General features: G+C 58.6%; 13 protein-coding genes, 4 tRNA genes and 1 pseudogene. 12 read left to right on the forward strand and 6 right to left on the reverse strand.

What is annotated here, in order from left to right:
* Positions 1-68: 68 nt before the first annotated feature.
* Complete coding sequence (gene folD / locus CKW25_RS09345; RefSeq protein ID WP_095078887.1) at positions 69-923, reverse strand: bifunctional methylenetetrahydrofolate dehydrogenase/methenyltetrahydrofolate cyclohydrolase FolD; 855 nt, start codon at positions 921-923, stop codon at positions 69-71.
* A gap of 283 nt (positions 924-1206) precedes the next feature.
* Between folD and CKW25_RS09350 the strand changes: the two genes are divergently transcribed.
* The 4 genes and pseudogenes from CKW25_RS09350 to CKW25_RS26985 form a co-directional block, all read left to right on the forward strand.
* Positions 1207-1283, forward strand: a tRNA-Arg gene (locus CKW25_RS09350).
* Between the two features lie 41 nt (positions 1284-1324).
* Positions 1325-1400: transfer RNA gene (locus CKW25_RS09355), tRNA-His, on the forward strand.
* Between the two features lie 56 nt (positions 1401-1456).
* Positions 1457-1541: transfer RNA gene (locus CKW25_RS09360), tRNA-Leu, on the forward strand.
* Between the two features lie 208 nt (positions 1542-1749).
* Positions 1750-2119: pseudogene (locus CKW25_RS26985) on the forward strand (DNA adenine methylase); the annotation flags it as partial.
* 114 nt (positions 2120-2233) lie between these two features.
* Here CKW25_RS26985 and CKW25_RS09365 read toward each other — a convergent pair.
* The 3 genes from CKW25_RS09365 to CKW25_RS09375 are packed head-to-tail and all read right to left on the reverse strand — an operon-like array spanning position 2234 to position 6203.
* Positions 2234-4270 carry an LTA synthase family protein gene (locus tag CKW25_RS09365; RefSeq protein ID WP_095078888.1) on the reverse strand — a complete coding sequence of 679 codons (2037 nt, stop codon included), beginning with the start codon at positions 4268-4270 and terminating at the stop codon, positions 2234-2236.
* 32 nt (positions 4271-4302) lie between these two features.
* On the reverse strand, positions 4303-4914 hold the full coding sequence (locus CKW25_RS09370; protein ID WP_095078889.1) for a hypothetical protein: 612 nt from the start codon (positions 4912-4914) through the stop codon (positions 4303-4305).
* Positions 4911-6203 carry an exo-alpha-sialidase gene (locus tag CKW25_RS09375; RefSeq protein WP_095078890.1) on the reverse strand — a complete coding sequence of 431 codons (1293 nt, stop codon included), beginning with the start codon at positions 6201-6203 and terminating at the stop codon, positions 4911-4913. The genes CKW25_RS09370 and CKW25_RS09375 overlap by 4 nt, the downstream gene beginning before the upstream one ends.
* 952 nt (positions 6204-7155) lie before the next feature.
* Here CKW25_RS09375 and tig point away from each other — a divergent pair.
* The 8 genes from tig (at position 7156) to CKW25_RS09415 (ending at position 16781) form a co-directional block, all read left to right on the forward strand.
* The gene (gene tig / locus CKW25_RS09380; protein ID WP_095078891.1) at positions 7156-8466 is read left to right on the forward strand and encodes a trigger factor; all 1311 of its coding nucleotides are present in this window, start codon (positions 7156-7158) and stop codon (positions 8464-8466) included.
* A gap of 92 nt (positions 8467-8558) precedes the next feature.
* Positions 8559-9194: an ATP-dependent Clp endopeptidase proteolytic subunit ClpP gene (gene clpP, locus CKW25_RS09385; protein ID WP_095078892.1), complete on the forward strand. Its 636-nt coding sequence runs from the start codon at positions 8559-8561 to the stop codon at positions 9192-9194.
* Positions 9195-9305: 111 nt separating this feature from the next.
* Positions 9306-10589, forward strand: coding sequence for an ATP-dependent Clp protease ATP-binding subunit ClpX (gene clpX, locus CKW25_RS09390; RefSeq protein ID WP_095078893.1), 1284 nt, complete (start codon positions 9306-9308; stop codon positions 10587-10589).
* A gap of 160 nt (positions 10590-10749) precedes the next feature.
* Complete coding sequence (gene lon, locus CKW25_RS09395; protein ID WP_095078894.1) at positions 10750-13146, forward strand: endopeptidase La; 2397 nt, start codon at positions 10750-10752, stop codon at positions 13144-13146.
* Positions 13147-13294: 148 nt separating this feature from the next.
* Positions 13295-13567: an HU family DNA-binding protein gene (locus CKW25_RS09400; RefSeq protein WP_002552737.1), complete on the forward strand. Its 273-nt coding sequence runs from the start codon at positions 13295-13297 to the stop codon at positions 13565-13567.
* 53 nt (positions 13568-13620) lie between these two features.
* Positions 13621-13699, forward strand: a tRNA-Asp gene (locus CKW25_RS09405).
* Between the two features lie 103 nt (positions 13700-13802).
* On the forward strand, positions 13803-15662 hold the full coding sequence (locus CKW25_RS09410) for a SurA N-terminal domain-containing protein (protein ID WP_095078895.1): 1860 nt from the start codon (positions 13803-13805) through the stop codon (positions 15660-15662).
* A gap of 240 nt (positions 15663-15902) precedes the next feature.
* Positions 15903-16781 carry a DUF2242 domain-containing protein gene (locus tag CKW25_RS09415; protein ID WP_095078896.1) on the forward strand — a complete coding sequence of 293 codons (879 nt, stop codon included), beginning with the start codon at positions 15903-15905 and terminating at the stop codon, positions 16779-16781.
* 374 nt (positions 16782-17155) lie between these two features.
* Here CKW25_RS09415 and CKW25_RS09420 read toward each other — a convergent pair whose 3' ends face one another.
* The gene (locus CKW25_RS09420; protein ID WP_095078897.1) at positions 17156-18196 is read right to left on the reverse strand and encodes an AraC family transcriptional regulator; all 1041 of its coding nucleotides are present in this window, start codon (positions 18194-18196) and stop codon (positions 17156-17158) included.
* 3 nt (positions 18197-18199) lie between these two features.
* A complete protein-coding gene (locus tag CKW25_RS09425) occupies positions 18200-19330 on the reverse strand; it encodes a nitrilase-related carbon-nitrogen hydrolase (RefSeq protein ID WP_095078898.1) in 1131 nt (376 codons plus the stop codon).
* Positions 19331-19462 lie beyond the last annotated feature (132 nt).

A 19462-nucleotide genomic window follows, 5' to 3' on the forward strand; every position in this document is an offset into this window, starting at 1 on the left:
GCCGTCCACAAACGAGAAACCCCGCCGGATGGCGGGGTTTCTGGTAGGGCACCGGTGAAGCGCTGCACTCAGCCGTGCAGGGTTTCCGCCGCGTAGAGCGTGTTTTCCAGCAGGCAGGCACGGGTCATCGGGCCAACGCCGCCAGGTACCGGAGTAATCCAGCCGGCGCGGGGCAGGGCGGTGTCGTAGATCACGTCGCCGACCAGCTTGCCATCTTCCTGGCGGTTGATGCCGACGTCGATGACGATGGCGCCTTCCTTGATCCACTCGCCCTTGACCAGGCCCGGCTTGCCGGCGGCCACGACCACCAGGTCGGCACGGCCGACATGGCCGGCCAGGTCCTTGGTGAAGCGGTGGGTAACGGTGACGGTGCAGCCGGCCAGCAACAGTTCCATCGCCATCGGGCGACCGACAATGTTGGAGGCGCCGACCACCACTGCGTTCATGCCGTACAGGTCGGCACCGGTGCTTTCCAGCAAGGTCATGATGCCTTTGGGCGTGCATGGGCGCAGCAGGGGGATGCGTTGTGCCAGGCGGCCGACGTTATAAGGATGGAAACCATCGACGTCTTTGTCCGGGCGAATGCGTTCCAGCAGTTTGGAGGCGTCCAGGTGCTCAGGCAGTGGCAGCTGCAGTAGCACGCCGTCGATGTTCGGGTCGTCGTTAAGACGGTCGATCAGGTCGGTCAGGGCTTGCTGGGTGGTGTCAGCGGGCAGGTCATAGGCTTGGGAGAGGAAGCCGACCTCTTCACAGTCTTTACGCTTGTGCGAGACATAAACCTGAGAGGCGGGATCGCTGCCGACCAGGATCACCGCGAGGCCGGGCGTGCGCAGGCCTTGCTCGCGACGCTCGGCGACACGTTTGGCGATCTGCTGGCGCAGGCTGGCGGCGATCGATTTGCCGTCGATTAGTTGTGCTGTCATTGCGCGTGATTAACCATCGAGAGGGGGAAGAAAAGAGAGCGCATTCTCGCATGTCAGGACGTGAGGGCAAAGGCGCTTGGTCTGCAAATTCCCCTAACCCCTTAAATAAAATGAATTTTTTTTAAAAAAGAGTTGACGACCTTCGGACTCACCTATAACATTCGTCGCACTTGTCGGGCACAGCCTAGCACTGGTTAAGAAGGTCGAACGGAAGAGTTGATGTTTAGCTCGGTGAGACTGAAAGCACTTAGTTTGTAATCGTCCAAGAATACAGATTAACAAGGCGCCCGTAGCTCAGCTGGATAGAGCATCCGCCTTCTAAGCGGATGGTCGCAGGTTCGAGTCCTGCCGGGTGCGCCAATTAGGCAGCTTTGGCACAAGTAAAGCAACATGGCAATATGGTGGGCGTAGCTCAGTTGGTAGAGCACGGGATTGTGACTCCCGTTGTCGAGGGTTCGATCCCCTTCGTCCACCCCATATTTAGAAAGGCGCCAGATTAATAGTCTGGCGCCTTTGCTTTAAAAGCTTGATACGCGGATGTGGTGGAATTGGTAGACACACTGGATTTAGGTTCCAGCGCCGCAAGGTGTGAGAGTTCGAGTCTCTCCGTCCGCACCAAACAAGTATTCGCAGTGATTCACCATAGTCAGCGAAACCCAACAGAAAGTCGCCTAGTGCGGCTTTTTTGTTGTCTGGACGTTCGTGGTCGTTCGCCACGATCCGCAAAACGTTAGTACATTCGCCAGAGTGGTCTTCTGGTGGTGTACCAATGTCCCCCGCTGACAGCGTCGCCCGGCGAGCAACGTCCAAAACAGGACTTATCTGCCTGCGGCACCATGCCTTCGCTGGCAGGGTGTCCGGACAGGTCTTCGGCGCGCCACCCTCCCATCGACCAGCTTGCAGCGCATTGAAGGAAGCTTCTCAGTCGCATGGCAACGCCTGTCCGGCACTTGTGTCGAGAATCTGCCCTGGCTTGAGCGCATTGCGCGCTATGAGCGTGTTCATGCCTTCCGTTGCGCGGATCGCAGGGTGTGGAGTGGGTTTTCCATTCGAGAGCTACGCGCGCACGGCCGATGTCATACGCCGCTGCAAGGGTGGGGGTAGTCAGCATCAACGACCACCCGGCCATCCGCCGGGTGTTTTTGGGAAGGGGCGTTAAGATGTGGGCTATCCGCTATGCCAAGGCCAGCCAGCGGTAGGCAAAGATCGAAGCTGCTGATCATGAGCAGGGAGTCAGCAGCCTTGGCCGGGTCCTTTTAACGTCAGTGCTTTCGAGCTGAAGCGGCCATTGGCCGTTCAGCTCGTACATGTCACTTACGTACGTTCTGGAACAGCATCAGCCGTGAGGTTTCATGCATGCCACGGGTCAGCAGTGTCAGGCGTTTGAACTCTTCAGGGTGTTTCTCGGCCACGTTGTCCCGTGGAGTCGTTGAGGCGAGGTCGTGGAGGGTTGGCGAGCTGCCGTCGTGCTCCATCTGCACCATGTAGTGTTGAGTCACGCCCGCAATCAGCGGGAACGTTCCCTCGCGTAATACCAGTGGTACCACGCGTTCGCCTTCGGGGGCGGGCTGCTGAATGTCACGCCCCATGCCGCTGTTGCGAAACTCAAGACCGACCATGCCCGCCACGGTTGGCAGCAAGTCCGCCAGGCCAACCGCTTCCTTGACCGTGCGCGTCCCAAGCAAGCCCGGTGCGTGAATGATCATGGGCACTGCGTTGCTTTCCAGGCCGAGTTGCTCATAAGCCGGCGCCAGGAACGGAATCTGGGCGATTCGGGTGTTGTGGTCGCCAAACAGCACGAAAATGGTGTTGTCGTAGTAGCCGCCTGCCTTGGCTATTTCCATCAGGCGCCCGATGTTGAAGTCCAGCAGGCGCACCGCGTTGTACTGTTCGACGCTGCGCGATCCGGCGGCCTGGACTTCGGCCAGGGTCGGGTGCTTGACCTCGAATCCATCGTTGGTCTTGGGGATCGTGAAGGGGCGATGGTTACCGGCCGTCTGTACATAGGCAAAGAAGGGTTTGTCCTTGGGCAGTGCTTGCAGGACTTTGTCGGTTTCCTTGAACAAATCCAGGTCCGAGATCCCCCAGACATCCACTGGCGGAGATTTCCAATCCCGCTCTTCGAGCAAGCGAACGCCGTCGATGCTTTGCCGAATCAAGGCATTCATATTGGCCCAGCCGGAGTTACCGCCAATGGTGTAGATCTTCTCGTAGTCGGCGAAGGCATTGATCAGGGTGTGCTGATTGGTGATCAGCGGATTGCGCGTCGCGGTTTCCTGGCGCGTGACGTCAGGCACCCCGCTAATACTGGCCCAGACGGTTTTTGCGGTCCCCGTCACCGGCACATAGAAGTGCTCGAAAAACCAGCTCTGGGTGGCCAGGCGATCGAGATTGGGCGTCGGATTGATCGGGTTGCCGTAGGCTCCAACGGCGCTGGTGCCCAGCGATTCGAGCATGACAAACATCACGTTCGGTGGTCGCGAGCCCGGTACTTTGTAGGGTTGTGGTGCCTGGTGGCGTACGAAGTTCATGGTGTGTGGGTCGGGCTGGTCAACGCCCAGGTAGTTGGCCATGACCGCATAGTGCTCGCGCACCTGTGCTTCGTCATAGCGCGACTGACCGACCTTGACCGTGTCGTAGAGGAAGATCACGGGGTTCAGGCCCAGCGCAGCGATCTGGTGGTTGCCCGAGAAGAAGGCATCGCTCCAGCGCAGTGGAACAGGGTTTTCCAGGTTGATGTTTTCGACGCGGCCCAAAATACCCAATAACACCAGCACGACCATCAATGCGCTACCCCATGTAGCGGAGAGCGGGTGAATGGTTTTGCGGGGGCGGTCAAGCGTCACGCGTTCCAGGCGCACCAGGGCCAGTGTCACCACTGCGACTGTTGTCAGCCAGCCCAGTGAAATCCAGATGACCGGGTAGGATTGCCAGACCATGCCGCGGGATATTTGCGCATCATCGATGAAGCGCAGCACGGTAGCGTTGATCCTTACGCCCAGGTACGCGTAGTGGCCAAAATCGATGATGTAGACCAGCAGCAGCGCACTGAGGGTGGCGGCCAGATAGACCCGTGCGATCCGGCGCACCAGGCGGCTGCTGACAAGGTTCCGGCGGGGGAGCCACGCCAGTAATGCCGCCGGCAGCATGACCAGGATCGCCAGGCGCAGGTCGAAACGAAAGCCGATGCCCAGGGTGTCCAGGACGGCCTGTTCGTCGATCAGGGCCCTGGCGTCGAAACCGGAAAAACCGAAAAAAAACACCACCCGCAGCAGCGCAAACAACGCAAACACAATTGCCGTCGCGCCAAGCCAGTAATGCAAGCGTCTCGAATGTAGCCAGCCCATCCATGCCCCCTATTGAATAATGTCGTTGAGTTTCAAGCGGACCTGTTTGGCGCGCAGCCGCGTAGCGTGTTTAGCCGACCGTAGGTCCAGCGCGTGGCGCGTATCAACAGCACCGTGCAGCAATAGAGGCCGAGCAGTGGATCAATCAGGTAATCCCAGTAATTCTGCGAAGGCTTGATTTCGATGATGAAGGCGAGTGTCGCGCAGGCCAGCATCACGACGGCCAGGTAGTTACGCAGATAAAACAGGCCCAGTGTGAGCAGTGCGACGAACAGCAACATTGGGCGCGGGCTGAAGCCGAACCGATAAGGGTCCAGGTCGCTCAATCCCAGAGTTGCCGGATACAGCACCAGGGTCGCCGCGGCGAAGAGCATCAAGACGCCGGCTTGACCTTGCGGGGCGGGCGGCAAGGCATCCAGTCGACGCAAACACCCCCAAGCCAGGAACGCCAGGGTCGTGATCGCCAGGTCATCGATATGGCTGCGCAAGTACGCGGCCAGTGACAGGCCGTCAAGCGGGATGAAGCTGACAGCCAGCAAGGCGAGTAACAGCACAAGACCGCCGACCCTCTTCATGCCGAAAGAAGGTAGCAGGAGGAAGATGATCATTGCGAAGCTGATATGGGCCTGCCAGAGATTGGTCAACGGGCACGCTCCGACAGCCACGCATCATTGAACGTGACATGTTTGATAAAAGTGTTGTTCCAGGAGTAAACCAGGTGATACAGCCCGTCCGGACTGCGGATGAAGTAAGGGTATTCATATTCAAAATCACACCCTTCTCGTTTACAAACGCGGGAGTTGAGGTTGTTCAGGAACTGTGCTTCCAGTGGTTGGCGACGTGCGCCACTGGAGCCGCGAAACTCTTTGCCGATGATTTCCTTATAGGCCTCGGGTGAAAACGCATCACCCTCTGGATCGGGTGATTTGTCCAGGTCTCGCAATGAGCGCCAATCGGTCATTTCTGCGTCGGTACTGTAAAGGCTCAGCTTGAAGCGCCCCTCCTGCAGGTCGTTGAGTGCGACCAGCAACCCGTGCTCGGGCGTCGCGACGGCCGCCAGCGAGGAGTTCGGATTCGATGGGTCGAGTGGGTAGGGTTCGCTCCAGGTTTGCCCTGCATCTTCAGTGCGAGTCGCCAGCACGCGGTGGTGGGTGTTGCCGGCGTAACGCAGCATGGCGATACCGCGCTGCCCATCCAATGGAACCACCGTGGGTTGCAATGAATTATTGCCGTGGCTGATGCGGTACTTATCGATCACTTCTCCGTCTGCGCTCAAGTACAGGTACTCGGCAAACTTGCCCAGGAACTCGTGATAGACAGGCAAGCCGATCGATCCATCGGCATGAAACACCGGCGCGGAGCGGACCAGGGTGCTGATATTCAGAAAAGGTGAAGTGATCAATTGGCGTGGCGCGGACCATTGGCGACCAAAGTCACTCGAGACCATCACGTTGACCGCACTACCGGCCCAGCCACCCATGGATACCGATACGTAGAACAACCAAAGACGATTGTCCGGCGCGAGGGCGACGACCGGGTTACCCAGTTTGCGAATGTATTTTTGGGTGCCCTGTTGAGTCGAATCCCGAGTGACCAGTACCTGTTCGGCGTCCCACTCGCCGGTTTTTGCGTCAAAGCGGGCAGAGCGGACCTGCACATCGGCTGCGCCTTCGCGAGAGCCAGCGAACCAGACCGCCATCAGGCTGCCGTCAGGCAAGGCGGTTACTGCCGAAGAATGCACGAAGTCCACCAGCCCGGAAGAGGCGAATCGGCTGGTGTAAATGGGCTTGGCAGTATCGGCCACGGCCGGCACCGGTTTCATCAAGGCAAACGTGGAATGCACCGGGGCGGGATGGGTGAGCCATGCAGCGAAAAACAAGCAACAAAGGGCAAAATAGCCACCGAAAACGGGGCTGGGGCGTTTGATGCGCATACTTAAGGCATCTCCTGGCCCGATCAAGCGCCGCAAAGTATCACGGCGGGACGCCAGTCTGATTGCATTGGGCTGTTACATTGTAAGTGAATACTGCTGCGTCTTGACCTTTTTGCCGGGGCCGTGCGTCGGACGATACTGTCGGTGCGGGTTCAGACTGTTCAATTCCAGCCACTCTCCGACGTCGAGCGGGTAATCAATCTTCATATGTGGCGTGAGGCATGGAGGTGCCTGTGAAGCCGGGGCGGTTCGCATGTCGAAAATCCTCCAGGGGATTTTCAGCGTAGCCACATGGGCCGGGCGCAGCAGGGCGGGGCTGTTCGGTCGGCAGAGTGTCGGGTCAGTGGCGCCAATAAAAACCGAGCATTCTCAATGCCTTGGCGGTAGAATCGCAGCCCGTTTCGGTTAAGTCGATCTGGTCCGGCGGCAACGGATCAGTACAACTGTAAGTACGCTTGAGGGGGGGCTTGCGTTGTCAGGTCCAGCAATGGCGGGAGTTTTCGGGTTTATTTCGAGTCTCTCCGCCCCCTGCAAGTAGCTATTTGATAGCAGAAAACGGCGCAGTTCCTGAAAAGGCCTGCGCCGTTTTTGTTTCGGTCGTTCGAACTTTTTCGATATGACGGTGGATTTTGTGCTGGTAGGGTGTGCGGCTCGTCGAAAACATGTTTCACGATGATGCCCGATTTGCCCGTCGGTCTCCTGGCGAGACCGCAACCAGGGCGCAGCCGACCTGTTCCTTCTATATATAGAAGGGGTGGTGCAGAGCCCTGGCGTGATTCACTGTATTTGCTCTCATGGCGAGGCTCAACCGTTTGTCCTCGCCGCTAAATGGCCTGCTGCGTTTTTACCCGTTTTCAGTAGGGTGACTTCTTGAGTTTGACCCACTAGAATGCATGCCCTTGATTCTGGGGTCGGAAACGGCCGGCTAACGTCTGTGCAACGAGGAATATCCATGCAAGTTTCTGTTGAAAATACTTCTGCTCTTGAGCGCCGCATGAGCATCACCGTGCCAGCTGAGCGCATTGAGACTCAAGTCAACAAGCGTCTGCAGCAGACTGCCCAAAAGGCCAAGATTGCAGGCTTCCGTCCTGGCAAGGTGCCGATGAGCGTGATCCGTCAGCGTTATGAAGCTGATGCGCGTCAGGAAGCTGTAGGCGACGTGATCCAGGCTTCTTTCTACGAAGCGATTGTCGAGCAAAAGCTGAACCCGGCTGGTGCTCCTTCGGTAGAGCCAAAAGTCCTGGAAAAGGGCAAGGACCTGGAATTCGTAGCAACGTTCGAAGTGTTCCCTGAGTTCACCGTTGCCGGTTTCGACTCCATCGCGGTCGAGCGCCAGAGCGCTGAAGTGACTGACGCCGACCTGGACAAGATGCTGGACATCCTGCGCAAGCAGAACGTTCGCTTCGAAGCCGTTGAGCGTGCCGCTCAGAACGAAGACCAACTGAACATCGATTTCGTTGGCAAGGTTGACGGTGAAGTCTTCGCCGGTGGTTCTGCCAAGGGCACCCAGCTGGTCCTGGGTTCCGGCCGCATGATCCCGGGCTTCGAAGAAGGCCTGGTGGGTGCGAAGGCGGGCGAAGAGCGCGTTCTGAACCTGACTTTCCCGGAAAACTACCAGAACCTGGACCTGGCTAACAAAGCAGCCGAGTTCACCGTGACCGTCAACTCGGTTTCCGAGCCTCAGCTGCCTGAGCTGACCGAAGAATTCTTCGCCCAGTTCGGTATCAAGGAGTCGGGCATCGACGGCTTCCGCGCCGAAGTTCGCAAGAACATGGAGCGCGAGCTGCGTCAGGCGATCAAAACCAAGGTCAAGAATCAGGTAATGGACGGTCTGCTGGCCGCCAACCCGATCGAAGTGCCAAAGGCGCTGCTGGAGAACGAAGTGAACCGTCTGCGCGTGCAGGCTGTTCAGCAGTTCGGTGGCAACATCAAGCCTGATCAACTGCCGGCCGAGCTGTTCGAAGAACAAGCCAAGCGTCGCGTTGTGCTGGGTCTGGTCGTGGCTGAAGTGGTCAAGCAATACGACCTCAAGCCTGACGAAACCCGCGTTCGCGAACTGATCCAGGAAATGGCTTCGGCCTACCAGGAGCCAGAGCAAGTTGTGTCCTGGTACTACAAAAACGACCTGCAACTGAACGAAGTTCGTTCGGTTGTGCTGGAAGAGCAAGTTGTGGATACTGTTCTGCAGAAAGCTAGCGTGACCGACAAATCGGTCTCTTACGAAGAAGCGGTCAAGCCGGTAGAAGCTCCACAAGCCGACTGATTGGTTTTGCGTTAGAAGCACACGCCATAAGCCAGCTCTCGAGCTGGCTTATGCGTATTCAAGACATAACTATTTGGGAGTGACTGCAGAGCATGTTCCGTAATTCGTATATTCAGCAGAACTCTGATATCCAGGCCGCAGGCGGTCTGGTCCCGATGGTTGTCGAGCAGTCCGCTCGTGGCGAGCGCGCCTACGACATTTACTCGCGCCTGCTCAAGGAGCGTGTGATCTTTCTGGTTGGCCCGGTAGAGGACTACATGGCCAACCTGATCTGTGCGCAACTGCTGTTCCTTGAAGCGGAAAATCCGGACAAGGACATCCATCTCTATATCAACTCCCCGGGCGGTTCGGTGACTGCGGGCATGTCGATCTACGACACCATGCAGTTCATCAAACCCAACGTGTCGACCACCTGTATCGGCCAGGCGTGCAGCATGGGCGCGTTCCTGCTGACGGCCGGTGCTCCTGGCAAGCGTTACTGCCTGCCGAACTCGCGCGTGATGATTCACCAGCCACTGGGCGGTTTCCAGGGCCAGGCGTCGGATATCGAAATCCATGCCAAGGAAATCCTCTTCATTCGTGAGCGCCTCAACACGTTGATGGCCAAGCACAGCGGGCGCACCCTTGAAGAAATCGAGCGCGATACCAACCGCGACAACTTCATGAGTTCAGAAGCCGCGCGTGAGTACGGCTTGATCGATGAAGTGATCACCCAGCGCCCCGCTTAAAATAAGCAGCTCAAAACAGGCTGGTCGGCTGGTCTGATCACCGGCGGGCTTGAAAAAGCCCGCAATAGCCTTCATCTTGTGTTGCAAGCCTATCGGATTTGGATCGAACGAATGACTGACACCCGCAACGGCGAGGACAACGGCAAGCTGCTCTATTGCTCCTTCTGTGGCAAAAGCCAGCATGAAGTGCGCAAATTGATTGCCGGCCCCTCGGTCTTTATCTGCGACGAGTGCGTCGACCTGTGCAACGACATCATCCGCGAGGAGGTGCAGGAAGCACAGGCCGAGAGCAGCGCGCATAAATTGCCTTCGCCTAAAGAAATCAGCGGCATCCTTGACCAGTATGTGATTGGTCAGGAGCGTGCGAAAAAGGTTCTGGCCGTAGCGGTGTACAACCACTACAAGCGCCTGAACCAGCGTGACAAGAAGAATGACGACGTCGAACTCGGCAAGAGCAACATCTTGCTGATCGGCCCGACAGGCTCGGGTAAGACCCTGCTTGCTGAAACACTGGCTCGCTTGCTGAATGTGCCTTTCACCATCGCCGACGCAACCACCCTCACCGAGGCGGGTTACGTGGGTGAAGATGTCGAGAACATCATTCAGAAGCTGTTGCAGAAGTGCGATTACGACGTGGAAAAGGCCCAGATGGGCATTGTCTATATCGATGAAATCGACAAGATTTCGCGCAAGTCCGACAACCCGTCGATCACTCGGGACGTTTCCGGTGAAGGCGTGCAGCAGGCCCTGCTCAAGTTGATCGAAGGCACGGTCGCTTCCGTTCCGCCACAAGGCGGTCGCAAGCATCCGCAGCAGGAATTCCTGCAGGTCGACACCCGTAATATCCTGTTCATCTGCGGTGGTGCGTTCTCCGGTCTGGAAAAGGTTATTCAAAACCGTTCCACCAAGGGCGGTATCGGTTTCAACGCGGAAGTGCGCAGCAAGGAAGAAGGCAAGAAAGTCGGTGAATCCCTGCGTGAAGTCGAGCCTGACGATCTGGTCAAGTTCGGTCTGATCCCGGAATTCGTCGGTCGTCTGCCGGTCCTGGCGACGCTGGACGAGCTTGACGAGGCTGCGCTGATGCAGATCCTCACCGAGCCGAAAAATGCTCTGACCAAACAGTATGCCAAGCTGTTCGAGATGGAAGGCGTAGACCTGGAGTTCCGCTCCGACGCCCTGAAATCGGTCGCCAAGCGCGCGCTGGAACGCAAGACCGGTGCTCGTGGATTGCGTTCGATCCTCGAAGGCGTACTGCTCGACACTATGTATGAAATCCCCTCGCAGTCCGAGGTGAGTAAAGTAGTGATCGATGAAAGTGTTATAGAAGGCAAGTCCAAGCCACTGTTTATCTACGAAAACAGTGAGCCGGCTGCCAAGGCAGCGCCAGACGCGTAAGCGTCACACTGCTGGTTTAAGTAAGGGGCCTACGGGCCCCTTTGCTTTTAGCGGGTTCAGTGCCTTCTTTGAGCTTGTTTTTTTTCAAGGCAGCCCCCATCTTGGTTTCAAGCTTACTTCCATCTGTTTACGGCCTTATGGCCGCCGTAGAGGCGAAATCATGAAGACAACCATCGAATTGCCTCTCCTGCCATTGCGTGATGTCGTGGTTTATCCGCACATGGTTATCCCGCTGTTCGTGGGGCGCGAGAAATCCATCGAAGCCCTCGAGGCCGCGATGACGGGCGAGAAGCAGATCCTTCTGCTGGCCCAGAGAAACCCTGCTGACGACGATCCCGGTGAAGAAGCCCTTTATCGTGTAGGTACCATTGCGACCGTTCTGCAGTTGCTCAAGCTGCCTGACGGCACCGTCAAGGTGCTGGTCGAAGGCGAGCAGCGCGGTGCTGTCGAACGTTTCATGGAAGTGGACGGCCACTGCCGTGCCGAAGTTTCGCTGATTGACGAAGTCGACGCGCCCGAGCGCGAGTCGGAAGTGTTTGTCCGCAGTTTGCTGTCGCAGTTCGAACAATACGTTCAACTGGGCAAGAAAGTTCCCGCCGAAGTCCTGTCGTCGCTCAACAGCATCGATGAGCCTGGCCGCCTGGTCGATACCATGGCTGCCCATATGGCGCTGAAAATCGAGCAGAAGCAGGAAATCCTCGAGATTCTCGACTTGTCGGCCCGGGTTGAGCACGTCCTGGCCTTGCTGGATGCCGAAATCGACCTGCTGCAAGTCGAAAAACGGATTCGTGGCCGCGTCAAAAAGCAAATGGAGCGCAGTCAGCGCGAGTACTACCTGAACGAGCAGATGAAGGCCATTCAGAAAGAGCTCGGCGACAGCGAGGAAGGCCACAACGAAGTCGAAGAGCTGAAAAAGCGCATCGACGCCGCGGGCCTGCCAAAGGATGCCCTGGCCAAAGCCCAGGCTGAGCTGAACAAGCTCAAGCAAATGTCGCCGATGTCGGCTGAAGCGACCGTGGTGCGCTCCTACCTCGACTGGCTGGTGCAGGTGCCGTGGAAGGCACAGAGCAAGGTGCGCCTGGATCTTGCCCGTGCAGAAGACATTCTCGACGCCGACCACTACGGTCTGGAAGAAGTCAAAGAGCGGATTCTCGAATACCTCGCCGTGCAAAAGCGCGTGAAGAAAATTCGCGGTCCGGTGTTGTGCCTGGTCGGTCCTCCGGGTGTCGGCAAGACCTCCCTGGCGGAGTCGATTGCCCATGCGACCAACCGAAAATTTGTCCGCATGGCCTTGGGTGGCGTACGTGACGAAGCGGAAATTCGTGGTCACCGTCGTACTTACATCGGTTCGATGCCAGGAAGATTGATTCAAAAGATGACAAAGGTGGGTGTGCGCAACCCGCTGTTCCTGCTCGACGAAATCGACAAGATGGGCAGCGACATGCGTGGCGATCCGGCGTCGGCGTTGCTGGAAGTGCTCGATCCCGAGCAGAACCACAATTTCAACGATCACTATCTGGAAGTCGACTACGACTTGTCCGATGTGATGTTCCTGTGCACCTCGAACTCGATGAACATCCCGCCGGCACTGCTGGACCGGATGGAAGTGATCCGTCTGCCGGGCTACACCGAAGACGAGAAGATCAACATTGCCGTCAAATACCTTTCGCCGAAACAGATTCAGGCCAACGGCCTGAAAAAAGTCGAGTTGGAGTTCGACGCCGAAGCGATCCGCGACATCATTCGCTACTACACTCGCGAAGCCGGTGTGCGTGGCCTTGAGCGCCAGATTGCCAAGGTCTGCCGCAAAACGGTCAAAGAACATGCGCTGGAAAAACGCTTCTCGGTGAAAGTGACCGCCGACATGCTCGAGCACTTCCTCGGCGTGCGCAAGTTCCGCTATGGCCTGGCCGAGCAGCAGGATCAGGTGGGCCAGGTCACCGGCCTGGCCTGGACCCAGGTGGGCGGCGAATTGCTGACCATCGAAGCGGCCGTGGTGCCGGGCAAGGGGCAGTTGATCAAGACCGGTTCGCTGGGCGATGTCATGGTCGAATCGATCACCGCGGCGCTGACGGTAGTACGCAGCCGTGCGAAGAGCCTGGGGATCCCGCTGGACTTCCATGAGAAGCGCGACACCCACATCCATATGCCGGAAGGGGCGACGCCCAAGGATGGCCCTAGCGCGGGTGTAGGCATGTGCACGGCCCTGGTATCGGCCCTGACCGGGATTCCGGTGCGCGCCGATGTTGCCATGACCGGGGAAATCACCTTGCGTGGCCAGGTGCTGGCGATCGGTGGCCTGAAGGAAAAACTGTTGGCGGCACACCGTGGCGGGATCAAGACGGTGATCATTCCTGAAGAGAACGTACGCGATCTGAAGGAAATTCCGGACAATATCAAGCAGGATCTACAGATTAAACCGGTTAAATGGATTGACGAGGTCCTGCAAATTGCGCTGCAATACGCGCCGGAGCCCTTGCCGGATGTGGCTCCCGAGATAGTCGCGAAGGATGAAAAACGCGAGTCTGACTCTAAGGAAAGAATTAGCACGCATTAGTACGTATTAGCCTGGGGGGCTTCCTTGACAGCTTTTTAGAGCCCTTGTTATAAAGCGGCTCTTAAGTGTCTGTAGGCCATTCAGCACTCGTTTTTGCTTTCACCAAAAAACTTAGAATCATCTCAAAATAGATATAAGGGGACTTAGAGTGAACAAGTCGGAACTGATTGATGCTATCGCTGCATCCGCTGATATCCCGAAAGCCGCTGCTGGCCGTGCGCTGGACGCTGTAATCGAATCCGTCACTGGCGCTCTGAAGGCCGGTGACTCTGTTGTTCTGGTGGGTTTCGGTACTTTCTCCGTCACTGATCGTCCAGCTCGCATCGGTCGTAACCCTCAGACCGGTAAGACTCTGGAAATCGCAGCCGCCAAAAAGCCAGGTTTCAAAGCCGGTAAAGCACTGAAAGAAGCTGTTAACTAAGCCTCACTCGGTTTTTTGCCTATCCGGGTCGGGTCTATGCCTGACTTGGCAGCGGAGCGGTAGTTCGGTCGGCCAGAATACTGGCCTGTCACGCCGGGGGTCGCAGGTTCGAGTCCCGTGTCCGCTCCGCCAGTTACGAGAAGGCGCATCCTCGGATGCGCCTTTCTTCTATCCGGATTCTACCCACGCTCCACGGTTGCCTAATTTTTGAAGTTCAACCGTTTCTGGGGGACGCATGCTGCAGAATATCAGGGACAATTCACAAGGCTGGATTGCCAAGACCATTATCGGGATCATCGTTGTACTGATGGCATTCACCGGTATCGAGGCCATTTTCCAGGCGACGACCAACAGCCAGGACGCGGCCAAGGTCAATGGTGAAGTCATCAGTCAAAGCGAGCTGAGCCAGGCGGTCGACATGCAACGCCGCCAGCTTATGCAACAACTGGGCAAGGACTTCGATGCTTCCTTGCTCGATGAAAAAATGCTGCGTGAATCGGCGCTCAAGGGCCTGATCGATCGCAAGCTGCTGCTGCAAGGCGCGCAGGATTCGAAATTCGCTTTCTCCGAAGCGGCTTTGGACCAGGTGATCCTGCAAACGCCTGAGTTCCAGGTGGACGGCAAGTTCAACAGCGATCGCTTCGACCAGGTGATCCGTCAGCTGGGTTACAGCCGTATGCAATTCCGCCAGATGCTGGCTCAGGAAATGCTGATCGGCCAGTTGCGCGCGGGCTTGGCAGGCAGCGGTTTTGTCACCGATGCACAGGTGCAGGCTTTCGCCCGTCTGGAAAAACAGACCCGCGACTTCGCGACCCTGAACGTCAAGGCAGACCCTGCGGCCGTGAAACTGACCGACGAAGAGGTCAAGGCTTACTACGACGAGCACGCCAAGGAGTTCATGACACCCGATCAGGTGGTCATCGATTACCTTGAATTGAAGAAGGCCTCCTTCTTTGACCAGGTGACCGTCAACGACGAAGAGCTTCAGGCGGCGTATCAGAAAGAGATCGCCAACCTGGCCGAGCAACGCCGGGCTGCGCACATCCTGATCGAAGTCAACGACAAGGTGAACGAGGCGCAAGCCAAGGCCAAAATCGAGGACGTTCAGGCACGCCTGGCCAAAGGTGAAAGCTTCGAGGCGCTGGCCAAGGAGTTCTCCCAGGACCCGGGTTCGGCTGCCAATGGCGGTGACCTGGGTTACGCAGGTCAGGGCGTCTACGATCCGGCCTTTGAAACAGCGCTGTACGCGCTGAACAAAGACCAGGTGTCGGCGCCGGTTCGTACGGACTACGGTTTCCACCTGATCAAGCTGCTGGGCGTTGAAGCGCCTGAAGTACCCAGCTTTGACAGCCTGAAAGGCAAATTGACCCGCGAGGCGAAAACCCAGCAGGTCGAGCAGCGTTTCGTGGAAGCGACCAAGCAACTGGAAGACGCGTCCTTTGAAGCGTCCGATCTGGCCCAGCCTGCCGCGGACCTGAAACTGATCGTCCACACGTCTGCGCCATTCGGCCGTGAAGGTGGTGAAGGTGTGACGGCCAACCGTGCCGTGATCGCTGCGGCGTTCAGCCCGGAAGTGCTGAATGAAGGTGCCAACAGCACCGCCATCGAACTGGACCCGGAAACGGTCATCGTGCTGCGTGCCAAAGAACATCGCAAGCCTGAGCAACTGCCTCTGGCCAGCGTCGATGCCGCTATCCGCGGGCAATTGGTCAAGGAGCACGCCAGTGCAGCCGCCAAGACCAAGGCCGATGAGCTGGTTGCCAGCCTGCGTGACGGCAAGACGGCGCTCGGCAGCCTGAGCTGGAAAGTCACCGAAGCGGCCACCCGTGGCCAGGAAGGTGTCGACCCGGCCGTGCTGCAAGCCTTGTTCCGCATGCCAAAGCCTGCGGCCAAGGACAAACCGTCCTTCAGCAGCGTGACCCTGCCTGATGGCAGCCTGGTGATCGTGCGCCTCAATGGCGTGAACGAAGCCGCCGCACCGACTGAAGAAGAGAAGGCTCAGTACCGTCGCTTCCTCGCATCGCGTGTGGGTCAGCAAGACTTTGCTGCCTACCGCAAGCAGCTGGAAAGCGAGGCAGACGTCAAGCGCTTCTGATGCCTGACGTACTGGCTGAGTAACCCGCGAAGACCCCGGCAGTGATGCCGGGGTCTTTTGCTTTGTGCGCCTCAAGGCCGGGCGGCGAAGCGACGGGTGTTCGCCGATCATCGGTGTGTGCGACTTTTCGGGAAAATCGTGGTCAGTAGTGGTGTAGCGGGTGCAAGCCACTAATCCATGCGCCGTAACGGGCCGAACTGTTGCACAATACGCCCCGGGTCGTTTTTTTCAGGATGTTCAATGTTCAAATCATTTCATGTGCGTGCCGCCGGGCTGGCGTTGATGCTGGTAGCGGTCGCCGGTTGTTCGAAGGATCAGGCCATCTATGAGCATGAAAACTTCGATGATTCCGGGACGTTTTCGCGCAAGTACCCGGTGACCGATATCGCGACGTGTGAGGCGGCCCGTCGGGCGTTGCTGAGCCAGGGCTATATCATCACCAGTTCCGATCCGAAGCTGATCAGCGGTCACAAGAGCTTTCAGCAGACGGGCGAAACCCACATGGAAATCAGCTTCAATGTGGTCTGTGCCGAGGACAGTAGCCACCACGCGACGATGTTTGCCAACGCCTTGCAGGATCGTTATGCGCTGAAGAAAACCAACAACTCCGCCAGCCTGGGTGTGGGTGTGCTGGGTTCGGTGTCGATGCCGATCGGCTCCTCCGACGACTCGATGGTCAAGGTCGCCAGTGAAACCGTGACCTCCGGGAAGTTTTACGAGCGTTTTTTTGCCCTGGTCGAACTGTTCCTGCCACCTGATGTGAAAAAAGCAGCGCACATTCCCGAGAAGCCAAAGACTGAGCTGGGCGTACCGGAACCCAAGGCTGCCCCCGCCGCGCTGGCCCCGGAACCGACGCCAGCCCCGGAGCCGACCCCCGCGCCGATCATCGAGCCGACTCCGCCACCGGCAACGCCTTCGGTCGTCGAGCCGGCACCCGCAATGCCCGTGGCCATCGAGCAGATACAGCCGGCTTCCGAACCGGTTGCGGCGCCAACCGAAGCCGCCGTGATCGTGCCTGTGACCCATGTCGAGCCCGCGCCAGAACCGCAAGTCGTTAACTCAAGCGCGTTACCCGCCCCAAGCGAACCGATCCCTGCCTTGCCGTCCTCCAGCCAGTAATCCGAATCCGGCGTTGCGCAATCGAAGGCCGGTTACGCAGCGTTTCTCCAGCGATGCGCGCGCCGGGTCGCGCGGGTTGATGTGCGTCAACCTCTGTACGAGTTGTCCCGTGATAAATTCTTTGGTGCCTGCTACGTTTTATCAGCAGGTGCTGGCGTTCGCCCCCCGTCATTTTTTGTTCATGCGAGCACTTTATGCTGATGGCGAAGGTCAAGGGTTAAGCGGTTTTCAACACGACTCAGGAAGGACATCTCAATGGACGATTATCAAGAAGAGCTGCTGGAATATCGGGCGTTCGAACTGGACCCGCTGGAACCGGCCGAAGACGCAACGGAGTTGTAAGAGGTACAGCTACAGGCTGCAAGTTTTCAGCTTCAGGCCGATTGCCGGTGACTGCGGCGAAACTCGCCGGGTGTCTGGTTGTTCCAGCGCTTGAACGCGCGTTGAAAGGCTTCGGCCGAGGCGAACCCCAGCAGGTAGGCGATCTCGCCAAAGGCCAGTTCGGTGTCGCGGATATAGGTCATGGCCAGATCGCGACGGGTGTCGTTGAGAATCGCGCGAAACTGCGTGCCTTCTTCGGCGAGCTTGCGCCGCAAGGTCCAGGTCGGCAGTTTCAAGCGCGCCGCCACTTCTTCCAGGTCGGGTTCACGACCACCGTTGAGCAACGGTCCCAGCAGCGCGGTGATGCGTTCACGCAGGCTGCGGGTGCGGGTCAATTGCTCCAGTTCCCGTTCACACAGTTGCAGCAGGTGCCGCCAGGTACTCGGGCAATGCTCCGGGTTGCGCTGGGCGAGGCTGGCCTGGCTGAGGCGCAACTGGTTCTGCTCGGCAGCGAACTGCAGCGGGCAATCGCCCAGCAGCGTGTACTGTTCGCGGTAATCCGGTTCGCTGAACTCGATGTCGATCCGCTCGGCACGCAAGGGTTCACGGCTGACGCTGGACAGTTGCTGCAACCAGCCAGCGATGATCGAATCCACCACAAAGCGGTTGTAGGCGTTGTACGGGCTGATGGAGTAGAACCGTAGCCAGGCTCCCTGTGCGTCCTCATGGAAGCTCGACTGACCGCGATAGTTGGAACCGTACAAGGCCTCGAAGCGAATCAGGCAACGGGCCGCCTCGCGGACGGTCGGTGCCTGGGCGGCGGTGACACCTGCCAGTCCGGCCTGGCTCAGGCGGCTGAGTCGACCCATGCGCAGGCCCAGTGCCGGGTCGTTCGTCAGCTGGATCGCCGCGTGGCCCAGGCGCATGTAGCGCGGAATCGACAAGCGGGCGCCGGCTTCAGCCAGGCGCGCGGCATCCAGGCCGTATTGTTCCAGCAGGGGCTGCGGATCCAGGCCGTGGCTGCGCACGGCGTCCGCCAAGCTATGGACGAAGCCGACCGACAGGTCACCGAGGCGCATTGGCAGCGGTTTCATGGGTTACAACCAGAGATTGAGCAAGCGTGCACCGCGGGCTTCGCTGTCGCCAACGTGCTGGCCATGGCTGCTCAGGAAGCTTTGCCCCGCGCTGCCCCGGTCCCAGAATTGCCCGCGCAGGAACACGCTGACGCCGGCACTGGCCTGGCTCAACGGTGGCTGGCTGGTCAGTGTCAGGCGATGCCAGGCCTGGCCTTCACTGAGTTCGCCGGGTTTGAGGCTGGCATCCCCCGGCGTCGATGACCCCTGATAACCCCGCCAGGGTTTGTCCCATCCAGCGCGGCCCGTGACAAATGCCGGCACGGCGATCAGCTGTGCGCCCTGGTCGTCGAGTGTGCGGTAGTTGCCGGGGTACCAGCTGTCGTTGCCGATCAGCACACCCAGGCGCCCGGCCGGTGTGTCGACGACTTGCAGTGCGTGCTCGGTGCCTGGCTGGATGTAGCCTTGTCTCTCCGGGTCCGGGTACAACTGGCGCTGTGGCTGGCCCAGGGGGACCCCGTCACGGCCAAATACCAGGCTGGTGTTGTACAGCGGGCCGCGCCCGACACGTAATGTGCCGTCGTTGACGCTCGGTTCGGGCAGCACGATGCTGCCGGCCACCAGGGTCACGCCGAACGCCTTGGCCAGCCCGCCGAACAGGGCCTGGTACTGGCTGGCCATGTCCTTGGCCTTCATGCGCAGGTGCGCGTCATCCAGGCGGTTGTCGCCCTTGGCGCTGATCACGGCACTGACGAAGGACAGGGGGTTGCTCACCGCGAGCCAGTTCATGGCTTCCTCGAGCGTGGCGGCCTGGTACAGCTCGTCTTTTTCGCCGCTGAGCATCAGCCAGGTGCCGATGTGTTCGGGCAGCACCACGATGGTCTTTTCGTTGAGCAGGCCTTGTTCGCGCGCGTGCTGCAAATAGGCCGCGAGCTTGCGATGCAGGCGTTCGGGGCTTTGATAATCGGTGGGGAACAGCTCGGGCTGGATGCCCAGCAGATTGCCGCGGTCGCTCGGTACACCCTGGTCGACGGCGAGGGTGATCCGCAGGTCGGACAGGTAATGGCCCATCGGGCGTTGCGCTGTCCACATGGCATAGCTGGTGATGACGGCGAGCAGCGCCATGGAGAAGGTCAGGTACAGAAGTTTGCGCATGGGAAAACAGTCGATGGCTGTGTGCAGGGCCTAGGGTAGGCCCCAGGCTGGAGAATGCCAAGGGGTGCTGCACATTTGGATCAATAACTTGTCACTTACGGTCATTGAGTGGCGGCGGGCCTGCTCTTAGTC

The organism is Pseudomonas sp. Irchel s3h17, assembly GCF_900187505.1.
In the GTDB taxonomy this organism is placed as follows: Bacteria; Pseudomonadota; Gammaproteobacteria; order Pseudomonadales; family Pseudomonadaceae; genus Aquipseudomonas.